Source organism: Pseudomonas sp. RA_15y_Pfl1_P11, from assembly GCF_963970975.1.
GTDB classification, from domain to species: Bacteria; Pseudomonadota; Gammaproteobacteria; order Pseudomonadales; family Pseudomonadaceae; genus Aquipseudomonas; species Aquipseudomonas tritici.
On record NZ_CAXAOY010000001.1, the window covers coordinates 24,620 to 44,643 of the forward strand.

The 20,024-nt window shown below is 57.3% G+C and carries 11 protein-coding genes and 5 pseudogenes; 12 read left to right on the top strand and 4 right to left on the bottom strand.

Annotation, left to right across the window (positions count from 1 at the left end; genetic code table 11):
- The first annotated feature begins 76 nt into the window (after positions 1 to 76).
- From AACY44_RS00100 to tnpC, 9 genes and pseudogenes are all read left to right on the top strand, one after another.
- The gene (locus AACY44_RS00100; RefSeq protein ID WP_339529567.1) at positions 77 to 595 is read left to right on the top strand and encodes an Hcp family type VI secretion system effector; all 519 of its coding nucleotides are present in this window, start codon (positions 77 to 79) and stop codon (positions 593 to 595) included.
- A 158-nt stretch (positions 596 to 753) separates the two neighbouring features.
- Positions 754 to 2,779 (top strand): annotated as a pseudogene (locus AACY44_RS00105) (T6SS effector phospholipase Tle3 domain-containing protein).
- Complete coding sequence (locus tag AACY44_RS00110; RefSeq protein ID WP_339529569.1) at positions 2,776 to 4,452, top strand: type VI lipase adapter Tla3 domain-containing protein; 1,677 nt, start codon at positions 2,776 to 2,778, stop codon at positions 4,450 to 4,452. Before AACY44_RS00105 ends, AACY44_RS00110 begins: the two are co-directional and overlap by 4 nt.
- The gene (locus tag AACY44_RS00115) at positions 4,449 to 6,044 is read left to right on the top strand and encodes a type VI lipase adapter Tla3 domain-containing protein (protein ID WP_445261140.1); all 1,596 of its coding nucleotides are present in this window, start codon (positions 4,449 to 4,451) and stop codon (positions 6,042 to 6,044) included. Before AACY44_RS00110 ends, AACY44_RS00115 begins: the two co-directional genes overlap by 4 nt.
- Positions 6,041 to 6,310, top strand: a complete 270-nt coding sequence (locus AACY44_RS00120) for a PAAR domain-containing protein (protein ID WP_339495293.1) — start codon at positions 6,041 to 6,043, stop codon at positions 6,308 to 6,310. Before AACY44_RS00115 ends, AACY44_RS00120 begins: the two co-directional genes overlap by 4 nt.
- Before the next feature lie 48 nt (positions 6,311 to 6,358).
- Positions 6,359 to 8,890, top strand: a complete 2,532-nt coding sequence (locus tag AACY44_RS00125) for a type VI secretion system Vgr family protein (protein WP_339529571.1) — start codon at positions 6,359 to 6,361, stop codon at positions 8,888 to 8,890.
- Between the two features lie 234 nt (positions 8,891 to 9,124).
- Positions 9,125 to 10,207, top strand: a complete 1,083-nt coding sequence (gene tssA / locus AACY44_RS00130; protein WP_339529723.1) for a type VI secretion system protein TssA — start codon at positions 9,125 to 9,127, stop codon at positions 10,205 to 10,207.
- A gap of 168 nt (positions 10,208 to 10,375) precedes the next feature.
- Positions 10,376 to 10,732 (top strand): annotated as a pseudogene (tnpB, locus tag AACY44_RS00135) (IS66 family insertion sequence element accessory protein TnpB).
- An 18-nt stretch (positions 10,733 to 10,750) separates the two neighbouring features.
- Positions 10,751 to 12,094: pseudogene (gene tnpC / locus AACY44_RS00140) on the top strand (IS66 family transposase); the annotation flags it as partial.
- A gap of 57 nt (positions 12,095 to 12,151) precedes the next feature.
- On the opposite strand, the gene AACY44_RS00145 reads toward tnpC, so the two are convergent.
- Genes AACY44_RS00145 through AACY44_RS00160 form a run of 4 tightly spaced genes read right to left on the bottom strand, consistent with a single transcriptional unit; the run spans position 12,152 to position 17,869 of the window.
- Positions 12,152 to 13,186 (bottom strand): hypothetical protein, encoded by a 1,035-nt coding sequence (locus AACY44_RS00145; RefSeq protein WP_339529573.1) that lies wholly within the window; start codon positions 13,184 to 13,186, stop codon positions 12,152 to 12,154.
- Between the two features lie 11 nt (positions 13,187 to 13,197).
- Entirely contained in the window at positions 13,198 to 15,201 is a 2,004-nt protein-coding gene (gene tssM, locus AACY44_RS00150) for a type VI secretion system membrane subunit TssM (protein ID WP_339529725.1), read from the bottom strand.
- Positions 15,099 to 16,697 carry a type VI secretion protein IcmF/TssM N-terminal domain-containing protein gene (locus AACY44_RS00155; RefSeq protein ID WP_339414935.1) on the bottom strand — a complete coding sequence of 533 codons (1,599 nt, stop codon included), beginning with the start codon at positions 16,695 to 16,697 and terminating at the stop codon, positions 15,099 to 15,101. The genes tssM and AACY44_RS00155 overlap by 103 nt, the downstream gene beginning before the upstream one ends.
- On the bottom strand, positions 16,694 to 17,869 hold the full coding sequence (locus AACY44_RS00160) for a tyrosine-type recombinase/integrase (RefSeq protein ID WP_339414934.1): 1,176 nt from the start codon (positions 17,867 to 17,869) through the stop codon (positions 16,694 to 16,696). The genes AACY44_RS00155 and AACY44_RS00160 overlap by 4 nt, the downstream gene beginning before the upstream one ends.
- A gap of 337 nt (positions 17,870 to 18,206) precedes the next feature.
- Between AACY44_RS00160 and AACY44_RS00165 the strand changes: the two are divergent.
- The 3 genes and pseudogenes from AACY44_RS00165 to rbsK form a co-directional block, all read left to right on the top strand.
- Positions 18,207 to 18,377, top strand: a pseudogene (locus tag AACY44_RS00165) (type VII toxin-antitoxin system MntA family adenylyltransferase antitoxin); the annotation flags it as partial.
- A pseudogene (locus AACY44_RS00170) lies at positions 18,367 to 18,721 on the top strand (DUF86 domain-containing protein). The pseudogenes AACY44_RS00165 and AACY44_RS00170, both read left to right, overlap by 11 nt.
- 380 nt (positions 18,722 to 19,101) lie before the next feature.
- Entirely contained in the window at positions 19,102 to 20,022 is a 921-nt protein-coding gene (gene rbsK / locus AACY44_RS00175; RefSeq protein WP_339414933.1) for a ribokinase, read from the top strand.
- Positions 20,023 to 20,024 lie beyond the last annotated feature (2 nt).

Consider the following 20,024-nt stretch of genomic DNA (forward strand, 5'->3'; position numbering starts at 1 on the left):
ATGAGACGTACCGCAAAGGTGTTGTGTTCCGCTAATGGACGGACACCGCCTTATACCAACAAAGGAGTTTTACCCAATGGCATTTGATGCATACCTGAAAATCGATGGCATTCCTGGCGAAAGCACCGACGACAAACACGCTGAGTGGATTGAAGTGGTGGGCTATGAATACGGTGCTACGCAGGCCACTTCCGCCACTGCCAGTTCGGCCGGCGGCGCTTCTTCGGAGCGTGTGAACCTGAGCGATTTCTCGATCCGCAAGGTCGTCGACAAAGCCTCGGCCAAGCTGTTCGAAACCTGCTGCAAGGGCCAGCACATCAAAGAGGTGGTTCTGCACGTCAACCGTGCCGGTGGTGACAAGGTCACCTACCTGACCATCACCATGGAAGAAGTGGTGGTGTCCTCCGTCAAGTTCCTGGGGAATATGGAGTCGGGTAACGACGCTTCTGACGTCAGCGATCTGCCCAAGGAAGAGATCAAGTTCAACTATGCGCGGATCAAGACCGAATACGTGCAGCAGAAGCGCGGCGACGGTCAAGGTGGCGGCAAGGTCGTGGGTGGCTGGGACCGTACCAAGAACAAAACTCATGCCTAAGCAATGCGTCCTCTGCCTTCTCACAGGGTAGAGGCAACGCCCTGCCTCGTTGCTGAGGCGGGGCGTTTTGCGAAAAAGATAAGCATGTCTGAACACCTGGACACTAGTCCGACCTAGCTGCCAGACCGGCTGCAATTTTTAGACAGGACGTGGAGTTTATGAGCTATGCAGATGAAACGGTAATCGCCACAGGCACGAGCCGATTAATCCCTAATCGCGGTAATGATCGCAACACCGCCATACCGCGTGATCTTCCCGGTGTGGTGATTTTTTTGCACGGCGTGAATGATCCGGGAGCGGCGTATGAGTCGGTGGAGACGGGGTTGTGCCAGGGGGTTAATGAGCGGTTGGATCGTCCGGATCTTAAGTCCGGGGGATATGGAGCTAAATATAATGCGGCCAAAGAAATGCCGCGTGAACAGTGGAAGGATAAAGAGCAAAAAATACTCGACGACCCCGACACCTACCTTTACCGCCGTGATACTGCCGATCCCGACACCCGCAGCCTGTTGATCCCGTTCTATTGGGGCTACCGAGCAGAACCTGGCGAGATCAAACGAGACAAAAGCGGCGACCCCGAAAAGCTGCGTGACCAATACCAGGACCAATTTAACAACCGTCTGGACCGTCACTTCGCCAAGGGCGGCGGGTTCTTCGCCAACGCTACCAACAATCTGTTGGAAATGTACGCTAAAGGCTTTGCTAAGTGGGTTCGGCATCTCGCCCAGCCCGCGCTGAAGGCACCGCTGTACATGGGCAAGGGTCCACACCGTCGCTATTTCGTGATGGCCGCCACTCGGTTGGCGATGCTGATCAGCGAGATTCGTCGTGTTTCGCCGGATGAGACCATCACCGTCATGGGCCACAGCCAGGGCACGCTGATTACATTGTTAGCGCAAGCCATGCTCGTGGATAAAGGCGAGCGTTGCGCCGACTGCGCCATTATGGTCGCCTCGCCCTATTCGGTGTTGCCCGATAAGACGCCCAAAAACGCGCGCACCCTGCAAACCCTGATCGATATCGTGCAGCACGTTACCCAATCCCCACACGCCCAGCCGCCGCTCAGTGCCACGCGCATGGGCGTGCCTGGGTACGGCGGGCGCACGGGGCCGCGTTGGTCACCCGAACAAGGCCAGCGATTGGGGCCTGACGACAAAACCGTGGTGTTTCCCGAGCGCGATAATCGCGGCAAGGTCTATTTGTATTTCTGTCATGAAGACACCACGGTCGGCCTCAGGGACGTCAGCGGCATTGGCACCTTTGGCGTGCCAGATGCGTTGCCTGACGGCACCTACGCCATGAACGTCTTGAAGCATCTGCGCTTTTATCAATGGCTGTGGAGCAAGCGCCTGCGTGACGGGCAACCCCTCAGGGTGGGTGATGCGCCGGGGCCGGTGGCCTTGCGGGTCAAGGGAGAGCGGCGAAATGCGGGCCACGGCATGGTGGCGGGAGCTGTCCAGAGGCCCATGGAGGTTGACGAACCCCGCTTGATCAATGGCGAAGCGCTGAGCCCCCCGGTTTCTGCCCAGATGTTCGGCGGCGAAGCGGTCACCGGCTCAGAGAATCGGCCCGGAAAAGACAGCCCTGACGCAGTATCGCTGAACAATGCACTGTAACCCAAGCGCAAGTTTCAACTGGGTGGCGATGGGTGAAAGCCCGCAGAGCTTCAACCTGGAACAGGAGCGAGCCCGATGGAACCAGAGCAAGGAGCCGGACGATCAAACCTACGACATGCGCCAGATACAGATACCCGGCCCGACAATACGTGACGACAGAACGTACTACCGCATTGAGCGTGAGGAAACGCCCAACGAGATTCGGGCCAGGCTGGTGGTTGACCCCGATGAATGGGATGACAACAGCTACCACTCGGCGGTGTTGCGCAGCCCGGAAAACCATCGCTGGGTGACGGCGATGGACATTGCGATCGGGCAGGCCAGGTGCCTGGATGATCCGGTGATGCGGGAGGTGTTGGTGGCGATTGCGGATTGGAAGATGGATGAAGAACGATTTGAAAAAGTGGAAAAACTACCGGGTTGGTCGCGGTTAAGTGTCCAAGCGCGAGAATTGGTGACGGCCAGCTATCAATACTATGACGTAGGTAAATTCCCATCCGCCGATCTGGTATCACTGACGCCACCAACACTGGTCACTGGCGCCCCGAAAAAAGGAGCGGGCCAATGAGTGATCGTCAGTCGTACCTGGAGCTTAGACCGAGCCTGAAAGGTTACTTCTGGATAGTCGGGATATTGATAGCCCTTTGGCTTGGATATGTCTGGTTTATTGATCCGATTTCACAGGTAGACAACATGGAAAATCGAGACATAGGTGCATCGCTACGCTGGGGCATCTCGATGGTTTTGGGGCTTACGGTATTGGCCTACAGCGGTCATTGGTGGGGCAAGGCCTTGGCCTCCGAGGAGAAACAACTGGCCGATTACCGATCCAGTGTTATGGGCAAGAAAGCGGAGCAGATTGCTGAGGACGCGCGGACTTATTCGTTGGAGATTCGGGGTTCTGGACTTGCCGTTGATGACTGGCATCAATCGTCGATTTGGCGAGAGATAGAAAAGAAAAAAAATAACTTTGCTTCGATTTATTCGCAAGATCCCAATGACTACGATCCTTCTTTGGATTCCCGAGAGATCACTCAGAGCATCAACATTCGAGTGGCCTTTCAGCATTCAGCCAGCGACTCAGTGGCCTATTGGCCGATACCGGTATTTGCAATTGCGCCACCCAAGCAACCTGAAGATACAGGTGCTGTTGGCAATATTAACAGTGGTCGTAATGCTGCCACTCTGGGCGTCACCTTGTTCCTTTGGCAGGGCGCGGAGAATACGACCCACGCTCAGGGCATGATCGAGCGGTTGTTTCAGTTTTTCGATGCCAATCCGAAGGTGCCGCAGGCGTTGGTCGTAAGCCGGGACGGTGATGTTACTCGAAATGGTTACCGCGTTGCCGGCACTCCTGGTCTGCAAAACGTTTCGGTCATTCCGACAGTTTACGAAAGCATGACTGGCCTGCTGGTAACCCGCTCGGATCGGGTGGATCGCTATATTCGCCCGTTTGTCACCAATGACGCTGAGGACAATCAAAACAAGAACACTGACCTAGGCAAGTTGTGGGCATTTTATTGGGATCGTAGTCGTGCATTCGACGATTGGTATCTGAACACTGAGCGGGCCAAAGGTGCGAATCCCCTACGAGCACCCAGCACCATGTCCTCCACCTACTGGCATTCTCAACTCCCCGACCTCTGGCGAACCCTGAGCAACCGAGGTCCCGGCGAGTTCGTCCCCTCGCCCTGGCTCCCGGCCCGCTGGGCGCGCCACCAAGTCGCCGAGTTCGACGCTGCACCGGTACTCGGCTACCTGCACCGCCCCATCAAAGTCTCGATGCAGGACGAAGCCGGCAAGCGGCTCAAACCCGCCTTACAGGTCAAGGCTTTGCAAACCGGCTGGCTACAAGCCCTGGACACCTTGCCCAAAGATCAAAAGCCCGCGCGCGTGTTCTACGACAGCACCGCCAACACCGCCAGCGAAATCGCCCTGAACAACGCCTTGCACGCCCTCAATACTGACGGCCATGGCATCGAACTGGGCAACGTCGAAGAGGGCTACGACATCGGCCGTCGTCTGGGTAATACCGGCGTCAGCAGCACCCTCGTGCAAATCAACCTCGCGACAATCGCCAGCTACAAGGATGGCGGGGTGAGCGCGGTTGTTTATTCCGGCTCGGACGGCAGCGTCAGCGTGCAAATGGTTCGGCCACCCAATGATGCGCGCAAGGAGAAAAATCAGCAAAACCGTGGCAGCGACCCCTTCAAATATGGCGCACCGGGAGGTGGCTCATGAGCCACCTCATGTGCCGGGGTGAGAACACCAACTGCGGTGGTGCCGCCGACATCTGCCAAATGGGCGCAATGATTCGTCAGGGGATCGTTGGTGTCTTTGGGGCATTGATATTGGCCTACAGCGGTCATTGGTGGGGCAAGGCTGTGGCCTCTGAGGAAAAACAACTGGCTGATTACCGATCCAGTGTTATGGGTAAGAAAGCGGAGCAGATGGCTGAGGACGCGCGGACTTATGCGCTGGAGATTCGTGGTGTTGGGATCGCTGTGGATGAAGATCAAAACTCCACTATTTGGAAGCTGATCCAAAAGAAAAATGACAACTTTGCTTCCATTTATTCTCAAGACCCCAATGACTACAATCCTTCTTTGGATTCCCGAGAGATCACTCAGAGCATCAACATTCGAGCGGCCTTCAAGCACTCAGCCAGCGACTCAGTGGCCTATTGGCCGATACCGGTATTTGCAATTGCGCCACCCAAGCAACCTGAAGATACAGGTGCTGTTGGCAATATTAACAGTGGTCGTAATGCTGCCACTCTGGGTGTCACCTTGTTCCTTTGGCAGGACGCGGAGAATACGATCCATGCTCAGGGCATGATCGAGCGGTTGTTTCAGTTTTTCGATGCCAATCCGAAGGTGCCGCAGGCATTGGTTGTAAGCCGGGACGGTGATGTTACTCGAAATGGTTACCGCGTTGCCGGCACTCCTGGTCTGCAAAACGTTTCGGTCATTCCGACAGTCTACGAAAGCATGACTGGCCTGCTGGTAACTCGCTCGGATCGGGTGGAACGCTATATTCGCCCGTTTGTCACCAATGACAATGAGGACAATCAAAACAAGAGCACTGATCTAGGCAAGTTGTGGGCATTTTATTGGGATCGTAGTCGTGCATTCGAAGATTGGTATCTGAACGCTGAGCGGGCCAAAGGTGCGAATCCCCTACGTGCACCCAGCACCATGTCCTCCACCTACTGGCATTCTCAACTCCCCGACCTCTGGCGAACCCTGAGCAACCGAGGTCCCGGCGATTTCGTACCCTCGCCCTGGCTCCCGGCCCGCTGGGCGCGCCATCAGGTCGCCGAGTTCGACGCCGCACCGGTACTCGGCTACCTGCACCGCCCCATCAAAGTCTCGATGCAGGACGATGCCGGCAAGCTCCTCAAACCCGCCTTACAGGTCAAAGCTTTGCAAGCCGGCTGGCTACAAGCCCTGGACACCTTGCCCAAAGACCAAAAGCCCGTGCGCGTGTTCTACGACAGCACCGCCAACACTGCCGGCGAAATCGCCCTGAACAACGCCTTGCACGCCCTCAACACCGACGGCCATGGCATCGAACTGGGCAACGTCGAAGAGGGCTACGACATCGGCCGTCGTCTGGGTAATACCGGCGTCAGCAGCACCCTCGTGCAAATCAACCTCGCGACAATCGCCAGCTACAAGGATGGCGGGGTGAGCGCGGTTGTTTATTCGGGCAAGGACGGCAGCGTCACCGTACAAATGGTTCGGCCACCGGATGAAGCGCGCAAGGCGCAAAACCAAAAAAACCGTGGCACCGACCCCTTCAAATATGGCGCGCCGGGAGGAGGCTCATGACTAATCCCATCTGCTTGGGAGACGACACCAGCAGCGGCGGTACTGTTGTCTCCTGCCAACTTGCGGGTACTCACACCCTCAATGGAAAAACACCAGCAGTGCTTGGCGATAAGGCGACGTGCCCACTGCATTTGGGCGAATTCGCCTTTGTTGAGGGGCATCCGAAAAGGCGCATGAACGGCATTCCGATTGTGATGCAAGGGCATCGTTTGTCCTGCGGTTGCCATGGCATAGCGGCGAATGCACTGAATGTAAGGGTGGTTTAACAAGGGTTCGCCGTATCGGCCTTCATCTACACCACAGGAGTAGTTTCAATGGATCTAAACCAATTGTTCTCCCCACAAAACAGACGCCTGATCAAACTGACCACCCAAGCCAGCAATGAACAGGAACTCTTGCTCGAGAATTTCTCTGGCACTGAAGAACTGTCAAAACTGTTCAGTTTTGAGATGTCGCTGCTCAGTCAAGACGCTCGGCTGGAGCTCAAGTCACTGATCGGGCAATCGGCGCAGTTGGAAATTGAACTGGCGACGGGAGAGCCCCGCTATATCCATGGCTATATAAGCCGTTTCAGCCTGCAAGACAGCGATAACGGTCTGGCGCGCTACACCGCAATACTAAGCCCCTGGTTGTGGATGCTGACACGGCGTCAAGACTCTCGAGTTTTTCAAGAGCAGACGGTCGAAGCGATCATTCGTGCAGTACTGACCAGTTACGGTACGTTGCCCGTATTCGAGTTTCGGCTGATACAGCCACTCAAGATCCATAGTTACATCACACAGTACCGTGAGAGTGACCAAGCGTTCGTCATGCGCCTGCTGGAGCAGGAAGGCTTGTTCTTCTATTTCGTCCACGAAAAAGACAGACACACCCTGATCGTCTCCGACTACTCCCCGTCGCTGACACCGATACCGCAGCAACCACAGATCCGCTATCACAGTGCGTCGGTCACCGAACTTGCGGACTCTATTACGCAGTGGAGCAGCCATCGAACGCTGCAGCCCGGCCGCATGTCCCTCAGGACCTTTGACTACAAGCAGCCCCGAAATGCGTTGTCAGTTGGCATAGCCAGTGTGAATGAGCAGGGTACGGTGGACCCTTACGAAATCTATGATTTATCGGGGCATTACACCCATGCCACTGGCCAGCAAGGTGAGGTACTGGCCCGGCGGCGCCTGGAAGCCATTGAAGTACAAGGCAAGACGTTCAAAGGCACGAGTAATTGTCGGGCCATGGGATGTGGTTACACCTTTGAGCTGACCCAGCATTTTGATCACGACCGTGATGTTCGGGAAGACCGTCAGTTTCTTCTGCTGTCGGTCGAACACCGAGGCAGCAATAACTATCTGTCAGACCAGCCGGCCAGCTATGACAACAGCTTTGAGTGTATCCGTCACAAAATTCCCTTTCGGGCCCTGGTCCAGGTCCCGCGTCCGATTATTTCGGGGCCGCTCACCGCCATTGTGGTAGGACCCGAAGGTGAGGAAGTGTTCACCGACGAATTGGCTCGGGTGCAGGTGCGCTTTCATTGGCAGCGTGAGCAAGACCCTTCCAAGGATACGACTTGGCTGCGGGTGGCCATGCCCAGTGCGGGTGAAGGTTTCGGTCATCAATTCCTGCCGCGCATCGGGCAGGAAGTGCTGGTGACTTTTCTTGCGGGGGATATCGACCGTCCGGTTGTTACTTCGGTGCTCTATAACGGCGATCACTCGCCGCCACGGTTCAGTAACACGGCGGGGCTGCCGGGCAATCGAACGTTGTCTGGCATTCAGACCCGCGAGCATAAGGGGCGTGGTTTCAACGAGCTGCTCTTTGACGACACCCCCGGCGAATTGCGTGCTCGAATGGCCACCACTCATCATGCTACTGAATTGAATCTGGGTAAGTTGGCCATGCCGCGCACAGATGGCAAAGCACTGCCACGTGGCAATGGTGCCGAGTTGCGCACCGACGCCGCCATTGCCCTGCGCGCCGCGCAAGGGATGTTGCTGACCACCTATGCACGCCACGGCGCACAAGGTTCGCAATTGGACCGCGAAGAGTTGCTCAAGCTGCTGGAGGAGTGCGGTGACCTGTTCCAGTCACTGGGGCAGACCGCTGCGGCGCGTGGCGGTCAACAGGTGGACAGTCAAGGCATCGAAGCTTTGCGCCAATCCTTGAATCAATGGCCAGCCGCCGATAGCAACCAAGCAGGTGCCCCTATTGCCGCTCTCGCAGCAGAGGCAGGCATCATCAGCGCCACGCCACGCTCGCAGGTGCACTACGCCGGTGAAAATCACGACACCACCGCTCAAGACCATCTGCAGTTAACCAGTGGCGCAGTGATGCACCTGCGTGCGGGTAAAGGTATTTCGGCGTTTGCCCAGGATGAAGGCATCAAAGTCATCGCCAATCGCGGCAAGGTTTTGATGCAAGCCCAGGAGGACGACATTGCCCTGAATGCGCAAAAGAACCTGCAACTGTCGGCCGCCGAAGGCGAGGTGGTGATTAGCGCGCCCACCATACGGTTGGTGGCCGATGACGGTAGTTACATCAAGATCGGTGGTGGGGTCGAGATTGGCACGCAAGGTAAGGCCATCGTGCATGCCGGTGAGCATGATTGGGTAGGGCCGAAGACCGACAGTGCGGCGCCTCCAGCGTTCGGCCGGGATGGCGCTGACCAGCGTCACCGGCTGCACTACGTCGGTGATTCTGTGGCCGTTGTACCTGGTCAGCCTTACAAGATTGCACTGGAAGACGGCAGCATGGTGCAAGGCATCACGGGGGCTGATGGACATACCGACTTGCTCCAGCGCGAGGCCATGCAACTGGCCCGTTTGAAGGTGTTTCGCAGATCTCCCTCATAAACAGAAAGTTCGAGATTTACCAAAATAGGTTTGTTGGAGGCAAGCGTTCTCGGACGGCATATCACCGTGAAGATGGTTCGGCCACCGAACGAAACGCGCAAGAAGATAATTAGTAAGGCCGAGGTGTCAACCCTTTCAAATATGACGCACTGGGAGGGGGATTAATGAGCCACCTTCAGTGGCTGGAAAGGATGGGTAATGACTAGTTTTTTAATTCATCAACCAGAGATGCATATGTCTGAGAACTTGCACGAACATTCCATCGTCACCCTGACCCAACCCATTCAAGGGGGAAGCGGTGAGGATTTGAGCTTTTCCGAGCTGTTCGACCAGATCAAGGAAGCACGGCGTGCCGATGCGTCCTATCTGAGCCAGGGAGAATGGCAAGCCGAACTGAAGCACGCAGATTGGGAAAAAGTCGTTCGCCTGAGCGGTGAGGGACTGGCCCAGCAGAGCAAAGATTTGCGCCTGGTGGCTTGGCTGTGTGAAGGCTTGGCCCACCACTATCAATTTGAGGGAGTCGCCTTTGGTTTGTCCGTGTGCGAAGCAATCCTTCAAGCATACTGGTCCGGGCTATATCCCTCACTCGACGAGGGGTTAGAGGCTAGGGCAGAACGCCTGGCATGGCTGAGCGCCACCCTCACGGGAATCGTCGCTGACGCCCCCCTGACCCAGGATCCATCCTATGGTCTGACCCAGTATGACCAGTCACTTCAAGTCGATAACCAGGGACGACAGAGCCCCGAATCGATGGAAGCGTCGCTGGCCGAGGGCAAGATCAATGGGGAGCTGTTCCAACGTGCGGTAGCGTTGACGGCTGTTGACTACTTGCAATCACGTCACAGTGAGGTGCAGGAATGCCTAAGCGTGTGCCGGCGGCTACAAGCAACGATTGATGAGTTGTTCGAGCAGGATGCCCCGCGCCTCACTCGCCTTGACGAAACTCTGGTACGAGTCAGTCAGTTGACGGAACGCCTATTGGCAGAGCGGGGTGGGAACATAGTGAGAGCGCCAGCTCCGGTCCCAAAACCGATAAAACCTGCTGCTGCAATCACACCTGTCCCGAGTCAACCTGTAGCCACTATACCCACAGTCGCAGCTATTCGTACTGAACCACAATCGCGTGCCGAAGCACTTGACCAGCTTCGAGGTGTGGTGCAGTTCTTCAAGCAAACCGAACCCCATAGTCCGGTCCCCTTGCTGATTGAACGAGCGATAAAATGGGGTGATATGCCCTTAGAGAGTTGGTTGAGTGATGTGATTAAGGACAGCAGTGTAGTGGATGGGATTCGTAATGTGCTGGGCACGGATGTGTAGGGTGGTATGAACAACTTTTTTACGCGACAAGCTCATAGGCAGCAACGGTGACGAGGTTGTTGGCTTCGGGAGAACGACTGTAAGTGATCCATGATCCCCACATTCCAAGCTCACACTTGATCCCCGATGCTGCGCTCCCGATCTCTTTCTGGAGCCAGCCCGGCCATGATGCGACCCGACGCCAAAGTCGAAAAAGTGTACCTCTACCCCAAGCCGGTGGACTTTCGAAAATCCATCGACGGCCTAGCCGCATTGGTCGAACTGGATATAAAAGTGGCGGTGTTCGATCCAGTGCTTTTCGTCTTTCTCAACAAGTCCCGCAACCGCGTGAAGATCTTGTACTGGGAGCGCAACGGCTTCTGCCTTTGACTCAAACGCCTGGAGTCCGAGCGCTTCAAAACGTCGCCCGATGCCACGGACGAGGCGATTATCCTCAGCGTCCAGGAGCTGAACTGGCTGCTCGACGGGTTTGATCTCTGGCGCAACCGTCCTCATCAAGTTTTGACGCCGCGCTACGTGGCGTGACTCGGTATAATCCGGGCCATGATTTCTCTACCCGACGACCTCCCTGATGATCCTGTTTTGCTCAAGCAATTGCTGCTTGAGGCACTCAGTCGCCAAGAATAATCGGCGCAAGCTTATCAGACCCATATTGTTGACCTGAAAGAACAGATCAAGCTGTTGCGCGACCGTCTGTTTGGGCGCAAGTCCGAGCAAACCGTTGAGCCCAACACTCCACAATTGGCCTTGTTCAACGAGCCTGAAAGCGAACCCATGCCGTTGGTAGGCGATGCCGATGAAGAAGTCGTTGCACCGACACCTCGCCGTGGCAAACGCAAGCCGTTGTCGGCTGAGTTGCCACGTTTAGAAGTTATCCATGAATTGCCCGAACACGAACTGACCTGTGTCTGTGGTTGCCGCAAACATGCCATCGGGGAAGAAACCAGCGAGCAGTTGGATATCGTGCCGATGCAGATCCGCGTCATCAAACATATCCGCAAGATCTACGCTTGCCGAGGCTGCGAAACTGCACCGGTGACCGCTGACAAACCGGCCCAGTTGATCGAAAAAAGCATGGCCAGCCCCAGCGTGTTGGCGATGCTGCTGACCACCAAGTATGTCGATGGCTTGCCGTTGCACCGGTTTGAAACGGTACTAAGCCGACATGGCATTGATATTCCGCGCCAGACTCTAGCGCGCTGGATCATCCAGTGCAGCGAACACTTCCAGCCACTGCTGAATTTGATGCGCGAACGATTACTGGAAAGTCCGGTGATCCATTGCGATGAAACCCGCTTCCAGGTGTTGAAAGAGCCGGATCGAGACCCGACCAGTCAATCCTGGATGTGGGTGCAAGCCAGTGGTCCGCCGGATCGAAAAGTCGTGCTATTTGATTACACGTCCAGCCGTGCGCAGGAGGTGCCGTTGCGCCTCTTGGAAAGTTATCGTGGCTATGTCATGACCGATGATTACGCCGGCTATAACGCCTTGGCGTTGCAGCCGGGCGTGGAACGCTTGGCGTGCATGGCTCATGCACGACGCAAGTTTGTGGACGCGCAAAAAGTGCAGCCCAAGGGCAAGACAGGACGTGCGGATATCGCGCTGACGATGATCAACAAGTTGTACGGCATCGAGCGTGAGCTAAAAGACGGCAGCGACGAGCAGCGGTTTATCGCTCGCCAGGAAAAGAGCCTGCCGATCTTGGGTCAAATAAAAGTCTGGCTGGATAAAACCCAGTCCCAAGTGACGCCGCAAAGCGCATTAGGCAAGGCCGTGCATTATCTGGCAAATAACTGGAGCCGACTGGAACGCTATGTCGAAGCGGGTTATTTACCCATCGACAACAACCCTGCTGAAAGAGCGATCAAGCCGTTTGTGATCGGACGAGCAGACTTGGATAACCTGCTGCGCTCCCAAGCAAGTGCTTTCTCCCATGGCACACGCCTAGACACCGGAAGCCATGGGTGTGATGGAATACTCCTTCTCCACCTTCCCCACCGCAGAAGCTGCCCCGCCATTAACCATCGCCGGCCGTACCCACACCGTCCGCTCTTCCAACCGTCGAACATGCCCACGCCGCAGATGCGCGCGCGGCGACGCATGCTGCCCACCGTCACGTGAAACGCCGGTTGTGCGTGGAGCACTGATCTGAAGCACGCGGTAGCTGAAGAGCGGCGGCTTTCCTTTTCCCTTGCGCTTGCGATTGATCAACTTCGGTGCGGCAATCTCTGCCGTGGTGACATTGGCGCAGTTGAGCACCACGCAGGTTTGCAGCAGCATTGACACTTCATCACGGGTGTCGGACAGGACTCTCGCGGCCACTTCTGCTCCGGAAGAGTATTCCAGTGCTTCTGCTGCAATCTCCGGCAGCAGCAGGAAAGGCGATACGCGAAACTGGCGCAGTTTGCTTAGTGGCAACCCGGTGGCGATGTAGGGTTCGGTCAATAGCTGATTAGTCAGGCTAGCCTCGCCAGGAACGTAGTCACTGACTTCGTTTTCATGGGGCACGAAAGCGCCGCCCATGGGCAGCTTCCATAGCCCGGTACGATCTTCCCAGTACAGGGGGATGACGACCACCCCGCCGCGCTCTTCCTGTAGAAAGCCCCGGGTATCCGGCAGCCAATTGGCGACTTCCGGGGACATGGTCAAGCACAGGGCGATGCGCTTGGAGGAACGGATGCCACCGTGTTTGTCACCACCGGCTCCATCGGGCCAGACCCAGGGGGATTCAAGGGCTACCACTGGATACGGCAGGCGAGCCATATCGACATGTGCCTGGCGCAGCTCGTTCATGTCTACCAACTCGGCGCAGTTGGGCAGCAGGAATTTCACGCTGTCGTGCAGTTGCTTCGCTACAAACGTGTGGGCCGTACGAATACCGGGAAGATCCTGGCTCAGCAACGGTAGGCACACCTCCAGCTGCTCCAGGGCCTGAGTCGAATAGTTCAAGCTGCGGACGTGATCGGTCTTATCCATCATTGCGGGACTCCTCAGCGTTGCGTGACGCTGTCAGTAGCTTTTTTCCTGCCGCGCTCTTCCAGCAGCGTTCTCGGCAGCACAAACCCTTCAAAACTGCGCTGGGTGATCGGGTTGTTGGCCTTCTCCGCCCCAATCCGATAGCGCATCAACCCATCGGCGACGGCAAAGGTCAGGTCCACGCTGGTGTCGGTCCTGCCATTGAGGTGCCCACGGCTGAGCAGCCGAAACAACGACCACGGCCCGCGATAGCTCATGCTGGCGGTATTGCCGGTGCTGTGTACCAGGGTCAATTGGCTGCCATTGGTATTGCCCAAACTGTTGGGCCAAACCAGCCCCGTGCGTTGCGGCGCGCCATGCTGGTAAGGGATCAGTTGGCCGTCGACGCTGAGCATGCTGCTCAGGCGGGTGGCGCTCAGGGCCAGAGGTTCGAAGGTGAGTTGCACGGCCAGGTGGCCGCGATGGTTGAAGAAGGTGTCGCGGATGCGCTCGACTTTTTTCAGCTGTTCCAGCACGTCGCTGCGCAACAGGTAGCCGCCGAGGCTGTCGGAGTACAGGGCGTCGAGGTTGTCCTTGAGGAACACGTTCAGGTACTGATCGTGGAATTGCTGCAGTCGGCCCTGCGGGCCGAAGAAGGCTTCGAAGTCTTCCAGCGAGGCGTCCTCGCCGCTGGCCTTGAACGGGTAGCGGCCTGCCAGGCGGTCGCGGTAGAAGCTGTAGATTTCACTGTCCCAGCGTTTTTCCAGTTCGCGCAAGGCGGCAATCACCAGTACCTGTGAGGTCTGGTCGGCGAGTTTTTTGACGTGCTGGTTCAGCGGTTCGGGCAGGCCCACGGCGACGCGTTGCAGGTTGGCAATCGGGTCAGCGCCGTCCAGGGAGAAGCGGTTGAGTACGGTTTTCAGCGCCGCCTTGCCGGGGTCGGGGTTGTCGTGCACGGTTTTGGCATAGTCGTAGACGGCACTGACCGAACGCAGGGTTTCTTCGTAGTAAGACGGCTGTTCGCCTCGTGCGCTGATCAGCTCTGAAAGACTGGAGAATGCGCGCCGAATCCCTGCTGCCTGTTGTTGCCCCTCCGACACCTTGTCCAGCTTGAGCGGCGCTTGCCCTTCAGCCAAAGGCACGGCCGGGTAGATCACGCTGTTGTCGCGCAGGGTTTCCAGCAACCGTCGTAGCGGTGCGGCCGGGCCGGTGACTTGTTCCAGTACCGCCACGCCGTGGCTGAGGTCGTCGAAGTCGGTGACCGCGAACTGATTCAGTGCGCGTCGCCAGCTGTCCACGTAGTCGGCGCTGTACAGGGCGCGGATACGTTGGGTCAGCACTTTGCGGTCTTCGTCGGAGTAGTCCAGGCGTTGACGCTCGCCGAGCACCCACTGGTCGATCATCGCCAGTTCGATGATGCCCTCGGTGCCGGGCTCGAAGTAGTCCTTGAAACCCTTGGCGGTGAGCAGCGGCGGCAATTGCAGGCCGCTGCCCTCTTGATCGGTGTTCAGTGGGCGGTAGACGATATCGAACGCGGGGCCGACCTCATTGCGAAGGTCCAGCGGGCGATGTAAACGCTCCAGGGCATCCTGTTTCAGGCTCATGTAGACCCGTTCGGCCATGGGCAACTGGCGCAATTGCTGTTGCACCTGGGCAATGCGTTCACGGTAGTGCGGCAGGTCGGCGTCGGCGTATTTCAGCGCGTAACCCAGGTGTCCCATCAGATCGGCCTGCAACTGGCCCTGGCCTGGATAGGCGCGCTGCCACTGCTTGGCAACCCACTCTTCGACGATGGCCGGGCGGCGGTTTTGCCGCTCTTCAAGCATGCGGTAGACGCGCAGGGCCGTCAGTTGCTGATTGCTGCCGGCGGACGCAGTGTTGATGGCTTCAAGCACTCCGCTGGCAATTGCGGGCAGAAAGCGTTTGGACAACAGATTCAGATACGCCTCATCCACCGTGGGACCAATCGCCCTCCCCTGGTACAGGCCCATATCCGATAGCAACGGCCACGCCTCGCGGTAGTCGCCGTACACCAGCACCGCATCGCGGATCTGGTCCAGTGGCACCAGCAGGTTGCGACCGGTGGAGTCGACCTTGGCGTCAATGTCTCGCCCACTGAAGTCTGGCTCTTAGCCAAGACGCTGGCAGCCTTGTCGCGGTTGATATTGAAGTAAAACTGCCAGGTTCCGATGACCACCAGAGCGCCCAAGGACGCGACACTGAACCCGGCGATCAGCAGCCGCCGTTTGTTGCGGGCGACCTTGATGTTGTCGCCCGCCAGGCCCGCTTCGGGATAGATCACCCGTTGGAACAGTTGCTGGGCAAAGTAGATCGCCGTGCCACCGGCCGGTTTGACCTCTGGTGGCGGTGGCGGCAGTTGATAGGCTTGCCCCGCTTCTTTGACGAAGGCGTTGCTCAGGGTGCCTTGCTGCAAGACCGAGGAAAAATACAACCCGCGCACCAACGCCGGTGTGGTGAAACGATCGCTGCCGAGCATTTCACTGAGGAAGCCGAACAGGGCCGGGCGCAAGCCCGCCATCTGATGCATCAGCGCCTGCAAGCGATCACGCTCATCCAATGTGCGCGACTCCCGGGTGCTATTGAAAACCTGCTCGGTCAGGCAGGCGACAAAGGTTTGGTATTGGCGCGTCAGTTCCGCCAGCCAGGCATCAAAATCATCCACCGCGTCCAGGCTGAAGGTGAAGCCCAGCAGGTCTTCGCGCCCGCTGCGCGACAACCGGGCGAAGAATTCTTCGAAGCCTTCCAGCAGGTCGAACTTGCTCAGCGTGATGTACACCGGCAAGCGCGTGCCCAACTGTCGTGTCAGCTCAAACAACCGGGTGCGCAGCAGGTTGGCGTGGGCCTTGCGCTGTTCGGGACGTTGCGCCAGCAAGGCTTGCACATCGATCACCAGCACCACGCCGTTCAATGCGCGACGGCTGCGGTTGCGCGTTAGCCAGTCGAGCAAGTGCGACCAAAGGCGCGCATGGGTGCCACTGGGTAACACCGGTTTGACCTTGCCCTGCTGCTCGACGTGTTCAGCCGGTGAAGTCGGGTGGCTGAGAAATTCACCCGGTGGATCAATCAACACCGCCTCGTCACCGATCCACCAATCCACCGGATAGGCCAGTTGCTCTTCCTGATGGGCCCGGACCCCAGCCTTGGTCACATGGGACAAGGCAAAGCTCTGGTTGGAACGCGTGATCAGGCTGGTCTTGCCGGCATTTTCCTCGCCCAGTACCAGATACCACGGCAGTTGATACAGCGAACGGCGGCGCTCCATGTTGTTCAGCAAGTTGCCCAGGCTGCGGTCCAGTGCTCGCTCCTGCGCCTCGACATACGGCAGGCAAGGATCGGCCTGCACCGCCGCCTCATGCTGGCGCTCAACCTGCAAACGCTGGTAACGATTGCGCACCCGCCACGCCCAGATCAGCAGCGGTACCACCAGCACCACGACACTGGCCGAGATCCGCATCGCCAACTCACCCAGCGGCTGACGCTCACGTCTGCGCTGCCAGCATGGGCTGAAGCTCATTTTGATTGTGTATTCAGATACCTGCTCCAATGCTCCATCATGATCCGACGCTTCTCGAAAAGGTCTCCCCGCGCATAGGCGGCCTCGGTCTTGTCCCTGATCGTATGAGCAAGGGCGGCTTCTGCCACTTCCCGTGGGTAGTCGGTCGTCTCCCTGGCCCAGTCCCGAAAGGTGGAGCGAAAGCCGTGTGCGGTGAGATCTGGACGTTCTAGCCGCCGCAGGAGTTGAAGCAAGGCCATGTTGGAGAGGTGAGTACCGGTTTTGTTTCCGGGGAAAAGGTAGTCTGACTTGTTCGATGCATCCTTGATCAGAGGGCGGAGCAGCTTGATGGCCTGCGGGCAGAGCGGAATGCGGTGCTCCTTCGGAACCTTCATGCGCTCGGCCGGAATCGTCCAGACCTTGGCGTCCAGATCAACTTCGGCCTTGCAGGCACCAATGGTCTCGCTCGTGCGAGTCGCCGTCAGGATCAGAAGCTCGAATGCCCTGGCCGCTACACCGTCCAGTGCGCGCAAGGTATGAACAAACGTGCTGGCCTCTTCATAGGGCAGGGCAGCGTGGTGTTTGACCTTCTGGATCTTGGATTTGCGTGGTAGCAGATGGTCCAGGTGGCCCTTCCAGCGCGCCGGGTTCTCCCCTTTGCGATAGCCGCGAACCGTCGCCCAATCCAACACGGACTCAATGCGACCACGCACGCGCGATGCGGTTTCAGTCTTTACCGTCCAGACCGGCTCAATCACTTGCATGACCAGTCCCGTGTCGAGGGTACTCACCGGCAGGCTGCCAAACACCGGGCTGGCGTAGGCGTCCAGCGTGCTCTGCCATTGAGCGGCGTGCTTGGCGTTCTTCCAACTGCTGCGGTGGGCGGCGATGTACTTCTTCGCGCACTCGTCGAAGGACAGTTGATTGGCTTGGTCGGCCTTCCTGGTAGCCACCAAGTGGCGCTTCTCATCCAGAGGATCGATGCCGTCGAGCAGCTTCCTTCTACAGTTGAGTGCCTTGGTTCGCGCTTCGGCCAGGCTGACCGTATGAAGCGGTCCAAGACCCATGCCTCTGGCCTTGCCACTACGCATGTAACGAAACAACCAAGATTTGACGCCAGCCTTAGTGACTTGCAGGTAAAATCCCACGCCGTCGCAGCACAGGCCCGGTTTTTTCGTGCGGGACACCGACAAAGCAGTTAGGCCGAAGATAGTTCATGGTGATCTTGACCCACGAATTGACTATCAAAACCCTAGGTTATTTGGGTGGTTGTTGAAAGCCCCTGTCAGGCGAGTGGTTTTTACAATGTTCAGCGATTCAAGGGGTTGCGTGGACATTTTGGCCGTTGATGGACTTTTCTGGAAGAGCGCCGCTTGGGTCACTCTCTCCGCCAAATCGTCCTATCTCTCCGCCATTATTGAATAACGAAAACCCCCGATAACTTAATTGTTGTTGGGGGTTTTTTGTGTGGGGCAGAAATTTCAAGATGAATCCTGCTACGGTCATTTATCAGATGGCATCATGGGCCGTAACACCGTCATGCGATACCCAGTCATAACAACAGGGCGACGGCTCTGGAACAAGGACAGTCAGGCGGGTATTTTCGAGAGCTATATCCTCAGTGAAAAAACCGCGCTGGACGCTGCACGAGCGGGGCTGCTGTCCGATATTCAGAAGGGCGGAAAAGTGCATGGCCGATGATGTGCTAATCAACAACGCCTCGAGCATTGAGCGCCGTGTCGCTTGCGCCCGCGAGGAGTACGCAAAGGACCCTGCCAGTTTCGCTACTGACTTCATCCATCAGGACGCAGCGATTCTTAATATTCAACGTGCGTGCGAAGCGGCGCTGGATATGGGGCAGCATCCTGTTGACCAACCTGAAGAGCATGGTCGGTTTTCGCAATATCGCCGTGCACGAGTATCACCCCCTCCAATTGCCGATTACCGTTGCGATCATCATTCAGCATTTGGGTGATTTTTTGGCGTTCAGTTCATTTATCCTGATTAAGGATGCGAGTCAGTCAAGCGCTACCCCAGACACTTGAGTCAGATGAAGAGAAAGCCTGCAGAACTCAATGTTCAGCAGGCGTTTTAGTAGTTGCTCCTCCCTTCTGAATGTTCCCGTGATTTACTCCCCAGGGCGCTTAAGCGCCTTCGGCCTGCCATTGCGTGGGCACTGTTTTTTCAACGTTAAACCGTCAGGTTCGCTGTCGTTTTTTACACATCAGCCAAGCCTTCGAACGAACCGAGCGCCTTCGCACGGCGTCGTCCCCTCCGTTAATTCGCGCTTCCTCTCATCAGCGCATCAGCCCAACGTTTCCGCATTCACAAAAAATAGGTTGAATAGTCACAGAAAATGTTATTTAAATAACAAAAATAATAACGCTGTGGTGCCTGCCACAGCGTGCACAAGGTAAAGATATCCATGAATAAGATCGCGGTCATCGGTAGCAACATGGTGGATTTGGTTACCTATATCGACCGAATGCCCCGTCAGGGCGAGACACTTGAGGCTCCGAGCTTTGCCATGGGCTGCGGCGGCAAGGGGGCGAACCAGGCAGTGGCGGCGGCCAAGCTTGGCAGCGAAGTGTTGATGCTGACCAAGTTGGGCGATGACATGTTTGCCGATAACACCCTGGCCAATTTTCAACGCCATGCCATCGACTCGCGCTACGTCACGCGGGTGCCGGGGGTGTCCAGCGGCGTGGCGCCAATCTTTGTGCAGAGCGATTCCCACAACAGCATCCTCATCGTCAAAGGCGCCAACGCGCACTTGAAGCCGGCTGATATCGACGCCGCGGACGCGGCTTTACGCGAATGCAGCCTCATCGTCCTGCAGTTGGAAATCGACTTGGCAACCGTCTACTACGCCATCGAGTTTGCCAAACGGCACGGCATTCCGGTGTTGCTCAACCCGGCCCCTGCGGTCGCGGGTTTGAGCCGCGAGCATCTGGCGCAGCTGGATTTTTTCATTCCCAATGAAAGCGAACTGTCACTGATCACCGGCAAGTCGGTCGAGGGGCCTGAGAGTGCGTTACTCGCCGCGCGGGTGTTGGTCGCCCAGGGTATCCGCCACGTTATCGTCACCCTCGGCGAGCATGGCGCGCTGTATGTGGGCGAGGAGGGTGAGTTCCATGTGCCTGGGCGCGAGGTCGAGGCCCGGGACACCACCGGCGCTGGTGATGCCTTTATCGGTTGCTTCGCCCACTACTGGACCCAGCAGGGCGATATGCGTGCGGCCATGACCCGGGCGGTGGCGTATTCCGCCTGTTCGGTCACCGGCCTCGGCACCCAGAGTTCCTACCCCGACGTTGCCCGGTTCGCCGAGTTTTTTGACCCGTCCTGAGT